Genomic DNA, 16207 nt, shown 5'->3' on the forward strand with positions numbered 1-16207 from the left:
ATTTCAGAATAAATCCTTCCACGCCCAACGTTCCAACACGTTGTTTCTACATATTTTATGTTATCGCTATACATATGTATTGTCAAGAGAAAATCACTCGATTTTATATGAATTAAGCACCATCCTTAATAAACGGAAAAAATAATAGATATCATTATCCTTTGGTAAATAATCAAATCGATCGATACTTCTGATAGTTAAATTTAATAATTCTTTATGACGAAATTTTCTAGTTCCTATACCTTTAACAAAAAAATCATGTGCATAGAGAACTGCTACAATATCATGAACTTTTACACATCTATAAAAAGCTTCGCCTATCTTGGCTTTTTTACAATAATCACTAATAATCCTATTTGGATGTTCTAATTCATTTCTACTTAAATAGAATAGTAATGGATTATTGTGAGCACAACAATTTCTAATTCTTTTTACAGCGTGTATGATTCCACTCATGCGTCGGGTTTCAAATTCAGTTATAGAATATTTTTTTAAATAAAATTCAAATAATCTAGTAAATTCACCAAAACTCATTACCTCTACAAGAACCCAAATTGAAAGGGAATCTTTATGTGCTTCGTATAATTTCCTTTGATAATGACTTTTCTCTTTAATTTTATGTAAAATTTTTTCTCTGTTCATTTCGTAAGAAGTTGTTAAAGTAGAGTGAAAAAATTTATTAACTATCTTATACCCATCTTCATTTAGATTTTCAGTGATATGTGTTATTAGGAAAGTTTTCATCGCATGCTCAATATCTAAAGTTGCTGTTAAAAGTATATATCTTAATTGCATATCCACACTCGCTAAATCTGTTAGATAGCTAAATTCTAAATTTACATATTTGCCATCCGCATCTCTTTTAAAATTTCGCCTATACACAGTCAATTTATAATAGTAATTTAAGTTGCTTAGAATTTTCTTAGCCTCACCCTTATTCATTATATTAAATCCTATCCCCTTTAAAACTAACTCATCTATAAGGTCCTCAAAAGATGCTTTAGGATGTCTTAGTATTGCTTCATTCTTTCCCTTCTCTTCTAATGCTTCTTTAACAGTAAATAATTTTTGTTTGACTTTATCATCCATCATTGATTTCCTTTCTCCATGAAAATAGATGTAGTTATAAATAAATTTTTCACTGAGCACTTAAAAGAAGTATAGATCAACTATTAAAAATAAATCTAGAGTATCTACTTAACTTTCAAAAAAATTTGCTATTTTGAAATTATATCAACTTTTCCTTAATACGTATCCTACTGAAAAATAAATAAATTCAAAAGATAATAATGTTCATGGATTTGGTCATACTCATTGTAGTCCATTATTTGCAGCTGCTTTATCTTTAAAAGAGGTACAAGAACGTCTTGGCCATTCAGATATTCATACAACAATGAATATTTACACCCATGCAATCAAAAAACAAAAAAACAATCTGCCAATAAATTTGCACAATAGATTAAGTTTCTAGAAGTATGGTCAAAAGTTTGGTCAAAAAAAATAAAAAACACCGAAACCCTCTCATATCAAGGATTCCGGTGCATAATAATTAATGAAAATTATTTAACTGTTACAGAAGCGCCAACTTCTTCAAGTTTAGCTTTTAATTCTTCAGCTTCTTCTTTAGAAACGCCTTCTTTAACTGGTGCAGGAGCGCCGTCAACTACTGCTTTAGCTTCTTTCAAGCCTAAGCCAGTTGCTTCACGAACTGCTTTGATAACTTTAACTTTTTGGTCTCCAGCTGCAGTTAATTCTACAGTGAATTCAGTTTGTTCTTCAGCAGCAGCACCGCCACCAGCAGCAACTGCAGCTACAGGAGCAGCAGCAGATACGCCAAATTCTTCTTCAATAGCTTTAACTAGGTCGTTAAGTTCTAGGATAGTTGCTTCTTTTAACTCAGCAACGATGTTTTCAATGTTCAATGCCATTTTTGTTTCCTCCATTTTAAATGTTCTTTTTTTATTTATTGATCATGCTATGCGGCGATTAAGCTGCATCTCCATCTTCTTTTTCTGCGACTGCGTTGATAGCGTAAGCCACGTTGCGGACTGGCGCTTGTAGTACAGATAGCAACATAGATAGAAGTCCTTCGCGGTTTGGCAATTTTGCCAATGCCGTGATTTCTTCCAATGAAGATACTTTACCTTCGATGATACCGCCTTTGATTTCTAATGCTTTTGCTTCTTTAGCAAATTCGTCCATGATTTTCGCTGGTGCTACTACGTCTTCGTTACTGAATGCAACGGCTGTAGGTCCAGTGAAAACTTCGTCCATGCCATCTAGGCCTGCTTTTTTAGCTGCACGTGAAAGGATAGAGTTTTTGATAACTTTCATTTCAACGTTCGCTTCACGAAGTTGTTTACGTAAGCGTGTTACTTCATCAACAGTTAATCCACGGTAGTCAACTACGACTACAGAAGCTGCTTCTGTAAATTTTGCACTTACTTCATCAACGATTGCTGCTTTTTTTGCGATAATTGCTTCACTCATTTTTGAGTTTCACCTCCTGAATTTTGATGGAAGAGTTTCTTACGATTGAATCGTTTGTGCCTCATCTAATCACTACGTTCTTAGTGATTCCGCTCGCCAACGCTCGAAAGGACACTCCTTTCGTTCCACTCAACGAGTATTGTTCATCATCTAATCACTTCATTCTTAGTGATTCACAACAAAAAACTCTATGCCACCGTAGACATAGAGGGACTATTGAATATATTCAATAAACGTCCTCGGTAGGAAATTAAGGCTAAGCCACCTACTGTCTTCGGTACAAGTTAATTATTAACCTCAACTAGCTTAGCACGCTAAGCTAGTTGAGTCAAGAATTATTTTTCAGTTGGATCAATCAACGTCCTAATCGATGGATTAGAAAGAAGCTTGGTCTACATGGATACCAGGTCCAAATGTTGTTGTTACAGTAATGTTTTTCATGTATTGACCTTTAGCTGCTGATGGTTTAGCTTTCACTAATACATCATGGATCGCAGCAAAGTTTTCAACTAATTTTTCGTTGTCGAAAGAAACTTTACCGATTGGTACATGGATGTTTCCAGCTTTGTCAACGCGGTAAGTTACTTTACCAGCTTTTACTTCGTTTACAGCTTTTGTTACGTCCATTGTTACAGTACCAGTTTTAGGGTTTGGCATTAAGCCTTTAGGTCCTAATACACGTCCTAGACGACCTACAGTAGCCATCATATCAGGTGTTGCAACAACTACGTCAAAGTCAAACCATCCATTTTGGATTTTTTGAACCATGTCGTCGTCACCAACGAAGTCTGCACCAGCTGCTTCAGCTTCTTTTGCTTTGTCTCCTTTAGCAAATACTAAAACAGTTTGTGTTTTACCAGTTCCGTTTGGTAATACAACAGCTCCACGGATTTGTTGGTCTGCTTTTTTAGGGTCTACGTTTAGACGGTATGCAACTTCAACTGTTGCATCAAATTTAGCAATGTTTGTTTCTTTTGCTAATGCTACTGCTTCAGCAACAGAATAAACTTTACTTGAATCAACTTTTTTCAATGCTTCTTGCATTTTTTTGCTCTTTTTAGCCATTTTGGTTCCTCCTTGATTGTGGTTATAACGGTTGTACCTCCCACGTGTTCCGTATCTTTCAATACAGAGCCAACTGAGAAGCTACTTTCTTAGGGTGCAGAAGATTATTCTACAGTGATCCCCATGCTTCGTGCAGTTCCTTCAACCATGCGCATTGCTGCTTCAACGTTAGCTGCGTTTAGGTCTTCCATTTTTAATTCAGCGATTTCTTTTACTTGATCGCTAGAAACTTTAGCAACTTTAGTTTTGTTTGGTTCGCCTGAACCTTTTTCGATTTTCGCTGCTTTTTTCAATAATACTGCAGCTGGTGGTGTTTTTGTAACGAATGTGAATGAACGATCTTCGTATACAGAAATCACAACTGGAATGATCAAACCTGCTTGATCAGCTGTACGAGCATTGAATTCTTTTGTGAATCCCATGATGTTGATACCCGCTTGACCTAGCGCAGGACCTACTGGGGGAGCTGGAGTTGCTTTACCTGCAGGGATTTGCAATTTAACGATTTTTTCTACTTTCTTTGCCACGAGACATACCTCCTTAAGTCCGTGATGTGGTTAATTGGAGATGCATATTTCTCCTCCCACGTACTGTCAGTTGATCCTAAAATCAATCGACATATCATGTACATAACGAATGCACACTGATACAGTATAGCAAATTTTTCTTTTTTTTCAACATTTTTTTCTAATTATTTTCAGCTTCATCCAAATAAAAGCTAAATTTCTCGTTAAAACATGTAGAAAAGTCTTTATAAATCGCTTATTTATGCTAAACTTACGCCTGTATGAAGCGAATATGTTCAAAAATAACCAAGTCTTCTATTCTAATGAGGTGAAATAATGAAAGAATTAAAGTACAGAAGTGTATTTGATATTATCGGCCCTGTAATGATTGGGCCAAGCAGCTCGCATACCGCTGGGGCTGCAAGGATCGGAAAAATCGTCCGAAGTATTTTTGGTGAGCAACCAGATTCTGTTGACATCTACCTTTATGAGTCTTTTGCAAAAACGTATCGTGGACATGGCACCGATATTGCCTTGGTCGGCGGGTTGTTAGGTATGGAACCAGATGATTCTCGTTTAGCTGACTCTTTGAAATTAGCACATGAAGCTGGCATGGAAGTTTTGTTTGTGCCGAAAAATGAGAAAGCGGATCATCCCAATTCGGTCAAAATGTTGCTAAAAAAAGGGAATCGAAAATTGTCTGTGACAGGTATCTCCATTGGCGGAGGCAATATCCAGATCTCTGAATTGAATGGTTTCAAGATTTCATTAAGCATGGGAACGCCAACTTTGATCATCGTTCACCAAGATGTTCCTGGAATGATCGCTAAAGTGACGAATATTCTTTCAGAAACCAACACCAACATTGGAACAATGACGGTTACCCGTGAATCAAAAGGGGAAAATGCCATCATGATCATTGAAGTAGATGATCGCCAAGTAGAAGACACAGTAAAAAAACTGAAGCAATTGCCAAATATTGACAGTGTCAATTATTTCGAGTAAAGGAGCAGACGAGGTATGTTTTTATCAATTGAAGAATTAGTCCAACAAGCACAACACTACCCTAGCGTTGCTGAATTGATGATTGCGATCGAAATGGAGATGAATGGCCGTTCTCGTGAACAGATCATTTCCATCATGGAAAAAAATCTAGCGGTAATGGAACAGTCGATTGCAGAAGGCAATGAAGGAGTGACCTCCGTTACAGGGATCACGGGTGGTGACGCAAAGAAAATGGACGACTACCTTTCTCATGGTGATTTTCTGAGCGGCGAAACGATTTTGACAGCCGTCCGTAATGCGATTGCGGTGAATGAAGTCAACGCAAAAATGGGGTTGATCTGTGCAACCCCTACTGCAGGTAGTGCAGGGGTCGTTCCTGGTGTTTTGATGGCCGTACGTGATCGTTTGCAATTAACACATGAACAGCAACTCGACTTTTTGTTTACAGCTGGTGCTTTTGGCTTAGTCATCGCAAACAATGCGTCGATCAGTGGAGCTGAAGGCGGTTGTCAAGCAGAAGTCGGTTCTGCGAGTGCGATGGCTTCCGCTGCCTTAGTTTGTGCGAAAAACGGGACACCTCATCAAGCGGCTCAAGCGGTGGCGATCACATTGAAAAATATGATGGGCTTGATCTGTGATCCTGTTGCCGGGCTTGTAGAAGTGCCTTGCGTTAAACGAAATGCTTTAGGTTCGTCACAAGCTTTCATTTCAGCTGATATGGCTTTAGCTGGCATCGAAAGCGTGATCCCACCTGATGAAGTGGTGGCTGCCATGTATCAAGTGGGTCGACAAATGCCTTCTATTTTTAAAGAAACCGCAGAAGGTGGACTGGCAGTGACCCCTACAGCGAAACGATTGACGAAAGAAATCTTAGAAAGGCAAGTATAGTCATCCTTTTTCTGCAAGTTGGAACAAAGACTGCACAACAAGTTTTTTATCTCCTAAAGACATGCCGAATAACCATGGGAGCAGATTTGCTTTTCCCATGGTCATTCGGTTTCTTTTTACATTCTCTGCTTTGCTTCAAAAACAAATTGCTCCATCTGTTCATAAAGGTTTGCTTTGATTTTTTTAAAGTCGTGATGGACCAATTGATGATCACGTACGAGCTGTTTCCCATCCACCCATACATGTGCCACGTTGGAAGCATTCGCTGAGTAAACTAACGCAGAATAAGGATCAAAAATCGGAAACATGTTCACAGACTGTGTTTCAACGATAATAAAATCGGCTTTATTCCCTACCGCAAGCTGGCCAGTTTCTTTAAAGTCCAGCAATTCTGCCCCTCCTCTTGTTGCTAAGCGGACGATTTCCTTCGCTGGAAAAAGTGCGCGATCTTTTTCAAAGGTTTTATGGAAATTAGCAAATAGCTTCATTTGCGTAAAGAGATCTAACGTATTGCCACTACTTGGGCCGTCTGTACCTAAACCGACAGTCAAGCCAGCAGAAAGCATTTCTTTTACTGGCGCTACCCCTTTAGCCGACTTTGTATTTGCGCCGATGCAATGGGCAATACCGACTTTCTCTCCTGCTGCAGCAACTAAAGCAATATCTGCTTCTGTCATATGGATACAGTGTGCCATGATCAATGGTCGTTCCATAAATCCCAGTTCTTTCAATAGCTCAAAAGGCGTTTGTTGATAACGTTCCGCCAATTCTTTCATTTCGTAATCCATTTCTGCGACATGTAAAGTGATCGGCACATCGAATCGTTTACTCAATTCAACTGTCTGTTTCAATCCTTCATACGTATTGGTATTCGGCGCATGTGGCGCAAGAGCTGGCGTGATCAACGGATGCCCTTGCCATTTCGGCAGGAACGTTTCACTGTAGGTCAACCCGCCAGATGGCTCTGGATTATCACAGACAGGCATATCAATGATCGTTTCGCCAAGGACCGCACGAATCTTAAATTGATCACACACTTGCGCGACTTGATCTTCAAAATAGTACATATCACAAAAACCAGTCACACCACTAAGTAACATTTCACTGATTGCATAAGCGGTGCTTGCTGCCACTAGCTCTGGTGTCATGTAAGCTTCTAATGGAAACAAGAAACGGCGCAACCGATCTGGGACATCGTCACCTAAAGATCGAAAAGGAATCATGCCAGCATGCGTATGTGTATTCACGAACCCTGGCAATAAGATACCACCCTCTCCATCAATTACTTCTTCCGCAGAGGCGATCCCTTCTTGCCATTTGCCCAACTCAAGTACACGGTTTTCTTCTATTAACAGATAACCATTTTTATATTCAGTCAGTTGATCATCCATTGTTAGGATATGAACATTTTTTATCAAGGTTCTCATAATAGAACCCCATCTTCTGGGAAAATCAATGGATAAAATTCTTGTGTTTTCGTATTCATCATCCCTTTATCAGTCATTTTGATTGCAGGCGAAACTGGCAATGACAATGTAGAAAACGACATGATCTCATTCATATTTTTGTAGCCTAGATTTTGCATTTCTCTACGCACAGATTTCAAATCTTGTCCTAACTCTTCAATCGGCGCTTGCGAAACGATCCCTCCGATTGGCAGAGGGCAGGTCGCTGCTAATTCCCCATCATTGACTACCACATAGCCCCCTTGTAATTCCAACAATTTTTGCTGCGCCAACAGAATATTTTGGGCGTTATTCCCCATCACCATCACGTTATGATGATCATGCGCCCAAGTTGTCGCAATACTCCCTGGTTTTGTAATAGGTTCTTCCATCAAAGCATAAGCAACATTGCCATTTTTTCCATAGCGTTCCATGACGATCAACAGGTCGCAGTCCGAATTTTCCCAATCGAGATACCCTTCTTTGACCGGAATTTCCTTCGTGATTCGTTCCGTAAATGTTCCAATCTCATGTTTCCGAATGACATTACAACGGACACTTGGTAACTCTGTTTTGACTGCTAAGCGGAGATCGTCTAACGAAAGTTTTTTACAATGAACTGTTTGACTATATGAATCAGGAAACTGTTCGATTTTTTCTGGATAACGGATCGTGTCACCTTTCTGGTAGACTTCTTTTCCCGATTTAAAGACCGCAGAAATAGAGAATGACGTTAAATCATCCAACAGAATAAAATCAGCCAATCGACCCGGACCGATCAATCCACGATCATTCAACCCCATTCTGCGAGCTGGCGTAAAAGTTGTCATATAGATTGCTTGCTCAATCGGTAGGCCTGCCTCCACTGCTTTTTTCAGATTTTCATTTAAATGCCCAGTCAGCAGATCGTCCGCCATCACATCATCTGTGATGATACACGCATAGTCATAGTACTCATTTTCTGTGATCACCGCCATGTTTTCTGGTGTGATCGATTTGTTTTGAAATTGGATGAACATACCGTTCTCAATTTTTTCTGCTAAAGATTCTGGAAACTGATGCGTATGATCGGAAGAAATCCCACTATACATAAACGCGGCCAATTCTTCTTCGTAAATCTTAGGGCAATGGCCTTCCAATGGCATCGTTGGTCGTTTTTCTTTACATAGATCAATGATTTGACGGATCAATGATGTTGGTTCATGTGCAATACCATGGAAGTTCATTGCTTCTCCTAAACAAATCACTTTTGGATTGTCTAACAGTTTTTCTGTTTCAGCTAACCCGATGATTCCTCCAGTTGTTTCTAGTTCCGGTGTGGTGGAAGGAACAGATGACGGAATCGCATGGAAAATATCAAGCTCCGTTTCGGCATTCATGAATTCAGTCAGGCCCTCAAGCCCAAAAACATTTGCCATCTCATGCGCATCCGCAATCACCGTCGTCACGCCAAACGGCAAAACGGCTTTTGAAAAAATACTTGGCGTAGTCATCGAACTTTCAATGTGCATATGGCTGTCGATCAAACCAGGAATCATGTATTTGCCTCGTCCATCTATTTCTTGAAGAATCTCCAAGTGACGAATATCCTTTGCTGTAACATAATAAAACTTTTCACCACTGACAGTGACATGTTTCTTTTCAAAACATTGTTTGGCTGTGTTGAATACTTGAGCATCTCTAATCAGTAAGTCAATCTTCACCTTTGTCTTCCTCTCTTTTATTCCCGTTAGACAAGAATAGGGGGTTGTGCGCTTTCGTCACAACCACCCCAATGTGTATTTTTTCAATGATTTCCGTTGTCAGGAAACTGTTTATTGGTTGATCAAACGATTCCAGCGATCGATCCAATCAGTCATTTGACTATTAACGAAATCAAAGTCGATATTTTTTGCACGATCAGCAACTGCGCCATAAGTCATATTGCCAGCTTCTTCTTCACTTAATTCGACTTTATCATTTGTCGGTGCTTCATTTAATGAAAGTGCTTTTGTTTTTTGTGATTCTTCACTAATTCTGTAGTTGATGAATGAGTATGCTAGTTCTTTATTCGCTGCTTCTTTTGGAATGTTGATCGTATTGTAGTTTGCGTATGTGCCACTTTCAGGAACAACGTATTCGATCGTATCGGAGTCTCCTTTGACAATATCATAAGCAAAATCCATGACGATTGCAGCTTCGATTTCTCCTGCTTGGAACATGTTTGCTAAGTCAGAAGATCGTGCATAGGTCTTAACGATGTTTGGTTTCAATTCTTCTAAAGCTTCAAATGCTGCTTCACCATTGTCATCTTCGATCGCTACACCTGCATGATCACTTGCAATGTACATCATCAATGGGCCAGCAGTTGTTGTAATTTCAGGAATCGAGATTTTTCCTTCTAATGCAGCATCCCAAAGGTCTGACCAGCTAGTAATTTCTTTACCGACTTTTTCTCTGTCGTAAACGATACCCACACTGTTGACTGCAATCGGCACACCCGCACCACTATCAAAGACTTCCTTCGCACCTTCAGTCAAATCTGCTAAATTCGGGATTTTTGATTCATCTAGTTTTTCAAATAATTCTTGAGAAGCACCATCCGATGAATTTGCTTGTGCTAACTCAATCACGTCAATTCCTCTAGGATTGCTGATTAGTTTGTTGAAGCGATCGCCACTGTTCCCTAGATCCATCGTGATTTTCGCATCAAATTCTTTTTCAAAAGGATCCATGACATCGCTTTTCACGATATCTTCGCTTAATCCAAATGTCGATACAACTAAATCTTTTGACTCTTTTGCTTCTGAAGAATTGGTTTCAGATCCTCCTCCGCAAGCTGTTAATACAAACATACTTGCTAAAACTACTGAACTTACTAGAAAGCCTCTTTTCACTTCTTTTTCCCCTTTTCTTTACTTATTTATCTTCCAAAAGAACGATTTTATCTTTTGGGAAATGCAGGTCGATTTGATCTCCTGCTTGGTAAATTTGTTTATCCGTACCGTTTACTAAGAATTTGCCTAAATCTGTCTCTACTTCATACTGGTAACTTTTCCCTAGAAATGTTCTGACTTTTACTTCACCTTTTACAAGATTATGTGTCGCATCAGAAGCAATTTCGATATCTTCGGGACGGATCGTTGCTACCAATCGCTCCGCTACTGGTTGTTCATAAGGTGTTTCAATGACATTTCCGGCAGCTTGATAGCGAATACCTTCGATCTGCTCAACTGGAAAGAAATTTTCAAAGCCGATAAAATGTGCAACAAAGCGTGTTTTGGGATGGCGATAGATCATTTCAGGTGTATCATATTGCTCGATTACACCATTATTCATGACCGCTACTTTATCAGAAATAGAGAAACACTCTTCTTGATCGTGGGTCACAAAAACTGTGGTAATACCAAGTTGCTGTTGGATACGTTTGATCTCGATCCGCATTTGGACACGTAGTTTCGCATCTAAATTACTTAATGGTTCGTCTAACAATAGTAACTTAGGTTCAATAACCAATGCTCGGGCTAAGGCCACTCGTTGGCGTTGTCCACCTGAGAGTTGTTTCGGGTAACGATCACCTAACTGTTCTAAGCCACAGATCGCTAACATATCTGCTACTTTCTTCGCAATATCTGCTTTGTTTTCTCTACGCAATTTCAAACCGAAAGCGACATTTTCAGCAATTGTTAAATGAGGAAACAACGCATAGCTTTGAAATACCATACCAAAATTGCGTTTATGCACAGGAACTTTCACTAGTTCTTGATCTTCCAAAACAAAAGAGCCATCATTTGGTGAAATCAAGCCGGCAATCACACGTAGCGTCGTTGTTTTCCCGCAACCACTAGGACCTAATAAAGATACTAGCTCTCCTTTTTCCATTGAAATCGATAAATCTTCTAATATATTTTGTTTTCCGTCATAACTCACACGGATGTTGTTCAAATTTACAAAACTCACGGTTCTCCCCCTCATAATTTCCAGTCATTCTCAAGTATTCTTCGATTCCTTCACATTTAAGCGATCGAAGCTAAACCTAACGTTTTCTCAATAATAAACATCAAGAAAACTGTTAATACCATGATCATCACTGAAATCGCCGACACAGTCGGATCATACGTATATTCAATGTAGCTCAATAATGAAGTAGGCAACATCGTTACTCCAGGTCCAGATAAAAACATCGAAACTGGTACATTATTGAATGAGTTTACAAAAGCCAACATAAATGCAGCAAATATTCCAGAGGAAACATTTGGTAAAACGACTTGCATAAATGCGCGTGTTTTGGTGCATCCTAGTGTCCACGCAACTTCTTCAATCGAAAAATCTAACTGCTCCATACTTGAACCGACCACCCGAATGATATACGGTAAGCTGATCAAAAAATGGCCAATCAATAAAGCTTGGATCACCGGTAGATTAAACTTGATCACGATGTATTGGAACAAGGAGTAGCCGACGACTATTCCCGGAATCATCGTTGGTGATAAAAAGAAATTTTTAAATAATTGTTTGCTTTTCATGTGGTAACGAGAAAGGGCATAAGAAGTTGGCACACCGACTAGTAAAGCTAACAAAGTCGCACCTACCCCAATACTTAAACTCAATTTAAAGCTGTTCATGAATGTTTCAGAACTTAGTGCTTTTGTGTACCATTCTAATGAAAATCCATCAATAGGAAATTGTATCGTTGATGATTGACCGAAAGAAGTCACAACAATAATCACTAATGGTAAAAATAAAAACGCAAAAACTAATACTGCGATGATCGTCATCCCTTTTTGCTTACGCATGATTCATTTCCCTCCGATCCAAACGTGCAGCAATCATATTCAAGCCTTTATTCACAATCAAGGTAGTCACGATCATGATCAATGCAATGACACTGGCTGAAGTCCAATCACCTAAAGTCGATGCTTTCTGGTATAAGAAAGTCGCCATCATCATATTTTGGTTTCCACCTAAAAGTTGCGGTGTCGTGTAAGCAGTCAATGTTCCTGTGAACACTAAAATACTGCCAACGATCACGCCAGGGATACAAAGTGGCATCACGATTTTGTAGAACGTTTTAAACGGACTTGCCCCTAATGTTTCAGCAGCCTCAAGTGTTTCTTTCTCAATATTTTCCATCACACCTACAAGTGTCATGACCATGGTAGGTAAGAATAAATAAACAGAACCGATAATAATTGCAAACTCTGTATATAGTAAGGCGATGGGTTGTTCGATCAGTCCGATTCGCATCAAGAAATTATTGATCACTCCTGATCTTCCAAGAATATTGATCCAGGCAAAACTACGGATAACTGAATTCGTCAATAATGGAAACATCGTCATCGCCATCAATAGGCTTTTCCACTTTTTCCCCACACCTGCAATAAAATAGGCAGTTGGAATTCCTAAAACGGCAGAAATCAACGTCACGATCGCCGAAACGCGAATCGTTCGAAGAAAGATCCTCAAATTGAAATCATCTGTCAGAAAACTAGTATAAGCACTCAGACTAGCTCCTGCTTCAGTAAAAATGGTTGGCCATATAATATTGACCAGTGGCAAAATCATAAAAAATAATAGTAAGATCGTTCCAGGTGCAATGATCAAATACGGAACATTCTTCTTCATTTCTCTCCCCCTCATTCGTGTTCTGTCTCATTATAAGAAAAAATACGAACATTTTCAAGAAAACTTTGTAATTTATTCAGAAAAAACACTAGTTATATGAAATAAATCCTAAAAATCCTGTATTTATCCGTTTTATACAGGTACACTTTTGAGAGTTTTATTGGATTTTTGTAATCTAACTCTATTTATTAAACGATTATTTATCAAATATGCGATTTAACTATCAAAAGTGTTGAGAAATACATCGCAATCGAAACTAAAAAATAAGCAAATGAAAAAGCAAAAAGAGCAATTAACGAACATTCATTTAAAAACGTTCGTTAATTGCTCTTTTTATCGCGATCAGATATCCCATAAAAACTGGCTAACTTCTCGATCCACTTCTTCATTTTCATGAAGCATACTATGTGAAGCCCCTTCGCCTTCTTCGACCTTTTCCGTTACAGGATTTCCATGCTGTTTCAATAAGGCATAAACCGCTAATGCACTATTCAACGGAACCGTTCCGTCACTTAGGTCCGTTTCACTCAACTGCCCTGCAATCAATAAAAATTTTGTAGCACTAGGGAGATTTCCTATCAATGATTGATAGTCTTGATACCGCGAAGACACTACAGCCGGTCCATTTTCGAGTAGCTCCGCCAACCCCTGACCGCTATCATCCACGAAATCATTGAAGGGCGCACCTAATGCTACAAACTTTTCGACTTGCGGTAAAGCTTGCTCTTGTCCATAAGTGACCAGATAGCGCAGTCCACTGACACCGCCCATGGAATGTCCAACAATGTTAACTTTGTCGATTTGGTAAGTTGTCTGCAAATAAACCAGACAAGCACGAATCCATTCCGTTTGATTCCATTCATTATTTTCATTATCTTCAAAAAGCACTTGGACCATTGGATTCGTTGCTTGTTTTGATAATGCACCTTGCGCTTGAACGTTTCCATTGACATCCACAGTCAACACGATTTCTTGCTGCCCTTTGTTTTCCGTCTCTAAGCGCTCCAGCATTCCTTTAAATGAATTGACTGTCCCTTTATAGCCATGAATAAATAGCGTCGGTACAGTCCCTTTTTCTACTGACTCTACTTGACTTGTCGTTGTTGTTTCAGTGGATGTAGTTTCTTTTGAGGTTGTGTTTTCTTGCGTTTGACACCCCGCTAGGAACAGCAACACAAACAACACTACACCACTTAACACGAGATTGATGTTTCCTTTATTACGTTGCACCATTTCACTCACTCCTTTCGTACAAGACAAAAAGAGCTGAGATGACTAGGCATCCCAACTCCTCCATTATCCTGATCACTGTTTAGTCGATCTTGTCTACTTGATCAAAATCAAGCTCTGTACTTGTTTCACGACCGAACATGTCAATGTTTACTTTTAGTTTTTCTTTTTCTTCATCGACTTCTGTCACTTGCCCTTCTAAACCAGCAAATGCACCTTCGATGATTTTCACAACTTCGCCAACTTCTACTTCAAGTTCGTTTTGACGTAAACTCATGCCGATCGAACGTAAGATATGATTGACTTCTTCTGGTAATAAAGGTGCTGGCTTGCTTCCTGCACCGTGAGAACCAACAAAACCAGTAACGCCAGGTGTGTTACGGACAACATACCATGAAGCATCTGACATGATCATTTCTACTAAGACATAACCAGGGAATGTTTTATGAACGATTTCTTTTTCTTTCCCATTTTTTACTTCAGTTTCTGTTTCTTCAGGAACAACGACACGGAAAATAAAATCAGCCATTTTCATACTTTGCGCACGTGACTCGATATTTGCTTTTACTTTGTTTTCGTATCCAGAGTATGTATGCAATACATACCAATTTTTTTCAAAAGATTCCATTGAAGGCTCCTCATTTCATTTGTAAAATAAAAAAACCTCAGTTCCCCGAAGTTTTTCCTCTACTTGATTATAGCACCGTTTGTTGGTTTTTACTAGTGACTTATTGCAAGATCCACGCAAACAGACTTTGGATCGCTGTATCCATCACGAAAAACATCAATCCGAAGATGATCGCAGTCTCGATAACGACTAACGTATCTTTACGTAGTTGTTTTTTACTTGACCAAGTTACTTGTTTCATTTCGTCTTTTACACTTTTAAGAAATTTCATCGTAATCCTCCTCCTTGTTATTTTGTTTCTTTATGTAATGTGTATTGATTACAATATTTACAAAATTTATTGATTTCCAAACGTTCGCCGCTTTTTCCTTCACTAATCGACTTCGTATAGTTTCGAGAACCACAAACGGAACATGCTAATGCCGCTTTTTTCTTTGCCATCCGTTTCCCCTCCTCACTGAAATCCAAATTTATACCATACTACATTATCATGTAAATTATTTTATGTCAATTAGTGATCGTACGCTCTACTGTTTTTATTTTAGTTATGATATGATTACTTAAAGGATTTTAAAAATGAGCAATCTGGAGGTATGACTATGCTATTAAAAACACTTGTTTACAAGAAAAAAGATTTGACGACTGTCTCTGAGACAAGCAACTTAGAAGAAGCACTAGAAATTTTAGAATCATCCGGTTACCGTTGTGTACCGATCCTTGATACTTCCGGTAATATTTTCCGTGGGAACATCTATAAAATGCACATCTATCGTCATAAAGCAAACGGTGGCGATATGACTTTACCGGTCACTCACCTATTGAAAAACGCAACAAAATTCATTTATTTGGATACCTCTTTCTTTAAAGTATTCTTTACGATCAAAGAGCTTCCATACATCGCTGTACTTGACAGCCAAAACCATTTCTATGGGATTTTGACACACAGCACGTTATTGAGCATGTTGTCTCAATCTTGGAGTGTAGAGCAAGGTAGCTATGTTTTGACGATTGCTTCAACAGGTAAACAAGGCGACTTAGCGGCGATTTCAAAAATCATCGCTAAATATAGCAGTATTGCTAGTTGTATCACCTTAGATGTCGAAAAAGACGAATATATCCGTCGTACTTTGATCACACTGCCTGCGGATACAGAAAAAAGTGTCTGTGATTCGATCGTTAATCACTTAGAGAAGAAAAATTACAAAGTGATCGAAATTGAAAACTTACAAGATTCTGAAAAATAAGAATCTGAACAATCACAAATAGTTATTGATTGCATGCCAAAAAAGCCAGAAACCCCAAAATCATCGATAGATTTTGGAATTCCTGGCTTTTTTAGTCTTTTG

19 protein-coding genes and 1 other annotated feature are annotated in these 16207 nt (G+C 38.8%); of the genes, 4 read left to right on the forward strand and 15 right to left on the reverse strand.

Translation table 11 applies throughout. The features are described from left to right. Positions 1-93: 93 nt before the first annotated feature. A complete protein-coding gene (locus tag DOK79_RS03375) occupies positions 94-1089 on the reverse strand; it encodes an Abi family protein (RefSeq protein WP_206854836.1) in 996 nt (331 codons plus the stop codon). Between the two features lie 181 nt (positions 1090-1270). Here DOK79_RS03375 and DOK79_RS03380 point away from each other — a divergent pair, with 181 nt between their 5' ends. After that, a complete protein-coding gene (locus tag DOK79_RS03380) occupies positions 1271-1471 on the forward strand; it encodes a tyrosine-type recombinase/integrase (protein ID WP_422392097.1) in 201 nt (66 codons plus the stop codon). 88 nt (positions 1472-1559) lie between these two features. Here DOK79_RS03380 and rplL read toward each other — a convergent pair whose 3' ends face one another. From rplL to rplK, 4 genes are all read right to left on the reverse strand, one after another. Beyond that, positions 1560-1928, reverse strand: coding sequence for a 50S ribosomal protein L7/L12 (gene rplL, locus DOK79_RS03385; protein WP_010734285.1), 369 nt, complete (start codon positions 1926-1928; stop codon positions 1560-1562). Between the two features lie 58 nt (positions 1929-1986). Further along, a complete protein-coding gene (rplJ, locus tag DOK79_RS03390; RefSeq protein WP_206854838.1) occupies positions 1987-2490 on the reverse strand; it encodes a 50S ribosomal protein L10 in 504 nt (167 codons plus the stop codon). Between the two features lie 170 nt (positions 2491-2660). Further along, positions 2661-2786 (reverse strand) — a sequence feature (ribosomal protein L10 leader region). 79 nt (positions 2787-2865) lie between these two features. Next, complete coding sequence (rplA, locus tag DOK79_RS03395; protein ID WP_206854840.1) at positions 2866-3555, reverse strand: 50S ribosomal protein L1; 690 nt, start codon at positions 3553-3555, stop codon at positions 2866-2868. A gap of 104 nt (positions 3556-3659) precedes the next feature. Then, on the reverse strand, positions 3660-4082 hold the full coding sequence (rplK, locus tag DOK79_RS03400; protein WP_016624597.1) for a 50S ribosomal protein L11: 423 nt from the start codon (positions 4080-4082) through the stop codon (positions 3660-3662). 315 nt (positions 4083-4397) lie between these two features. On the opposite strand from rplK, the gene sdaAB reads away from it, so the two are divergent. Together sdaAB and sdaAA are read left to right on the forward strand one after the other, a co-directional pair. Further along, positions 4398-5066 carry an L-serine ammonia-lyase, iron-sulfur-dependent subunit beta gene (gene sdaAB / locus DOK79_RS03405; RefSeq protein WP_206854842.1) on the forward strand — a complete coding sequence of 223 codons (669 nt, stop codon included), beginning with the start codon at positions 4398-4400 and terminating at the stop codon, positions 5064-5066. Between the two features lie 15 nt (positions 5067-5081). Then, positions 5082-5954 (forward strand): L-serine ammonia-lyase, iron-sulfur-dependent, subunit alpha, encoded by an 873-nt coding sequence (gene sdaAA, locus DOK79_RS03410; RefSeq protein WP_206854844.1) that lies wholly within the window; start codon positions 5082-5084, stop codon positions 5952-5954. Between the two features lie 116 nt (positions 5955-6070). On the opposite strand, the gene DOK79_RS03415 is transcribed toward sdaAA, so the two are convergent. From DOK79_RS03415 to rpmG, 10 genes are all read right to left on the reverse strand, one after another. Continuing rightward, a complete protein-coding gene (locus tag DOK79_RS03415) occupies positions 6071-7381 on the reverse strand; it encodes an amidohydrolase (protein ID WP_206854847.1) in 1311 nt (436 codons plus the stop codon). Then, a complete protein-coding gene (locus DOK79_RS03420) occupies positions 7378-9102 on the reverse strand; it encodes an adenine deaminase C-terminal domain-containing protein (RefSeq protein ID WP_206854850.1) in 1725 nt (574 codons plus the stop codon). Before DOK79_RS03420 ends, DOK79_RS03415 begins: the two co-directional genes overlap by 4 nt. A 111-nt stretch (positions 9103-9213) precedes the next feature. Next, positions 9214-10275 carry an extracellular solute-binding protein gene (locus DOK79_RS03425; RefSeq protein ID WP_206854853.1) on the reverse strand — a complete coding sequence of 354 codons (1062 nt, stop codon included), beginning with the start codon at positions 10273-10275 and terminating at the stop codon, positions 9214-9216. Between the two features lie 22 nt (positions 10276-10297). Beyond that, positions 10298-11338 carry an ATP-binding cassette domain-containing protein gene (locus DOK79_RS03430; RefSeq protein WP_206854855.1) on the reverse strand — a complete coding sequence of 347 codons (1041 nt, stop codon included), beginning with the start codon at positions 11336-11338 and terminating at the stop codon, positions 10298-10300. A gap of 56 nt (positions 11339-11394) precedes the next feature. Further along, positions 11395-12174: an ABC transporter permease gene (locus tag DOK79_RS03435; protein ID WP_206854857.1), complete on the reverse strand. Its 780-nt coding sequence runs from the start codon at positions 12172-12174 to the stop codon at positions 11395-11397. Next, complete coding sequence (locus tag DOK79_RS03440) at positions 12167-13003, reverse strand: ABC transporter permease (RefSeq protein ID WP_206854860.1); 837 nt, start codon at positions 13001-13003, stop codon at positions 12167-12169. The genes DOK79_RS03435 and DOK79_RS03440 overlap by 8 nt, the downstream gene beginning before the upstream one ends. 342 nt (positions 13004-13345) lie before the next feature. Beyond that, positions 13346-14236, reverse strand: a complete 891-nt coding sequence (locus DOK79_RS03445; protein ID WP_206854863.1) for an alpha/beta fold hydrolase — start codon at positions 14234-14236, stop codon at positions 13346-13348. A gap of 79 nt (positions 14237-14315) precedes the next feature. Beyond that, positions 14316-14861, reverse strand: a complete 546-nt coding sequence (gene nusG, locus DOK79_RS03450) for a transcription termination/antitermination protein NusG (RefSeq protein WP_034687107.1) — start codon at positions 14859-14861, stop codon at positions 14316-14318. A gap of 100 nt (positions 14862-14961) precedes the next feature. Next, on the reverse strand, positions 14962-15132 hold the full coding sequence (gene secE / locus DOK79_RS03455; protein WP_206854866.1) for a preprotein translocase subunit SecE: 171 nt from the start codon (positions 15130-15132) through the stop codon (positions 14962-14964). A 17-nt stretch (positions 15133-15149) separates the two neighbouring features. Beyond that, entirely contained in the window at positions 15150-15302 is a 153-nt protein-coding gene (gene rpmG / locus DOK79_RS03460; RefSeq protein ID WP_005878997.1) for a 50S ribosomal protein L33, read from the reverse strand. Between the two features lie 158 nt (positions 15303-15460). Between rpmG and cbpA the strand changes: the two genes are divergently transcribed. Further along, on the forward strand, positions 15461-16105 hold the full coding sequence (cbpA, locus tag DOK79_RS03465; RefSeq protein WP_206854869.1) for a cyclic di-AMP binding protein CbpA: 645 nt from the start codon (positions 15461-15463) through the stop codon (positions 16103-16105). Positions 16106-16207: the final 102 nt, after the last annotated feature.

Origin of the sequence: Enterococcus sp. DIV1094, assembly GCF_017316305.2 — a bacterium.
Lineage (GTDB): Bacteria > Bacillota > Bacilli > Lactobacillales > Enterococcaceae > Enterococcus_B > Enterococcus_B mangumiae.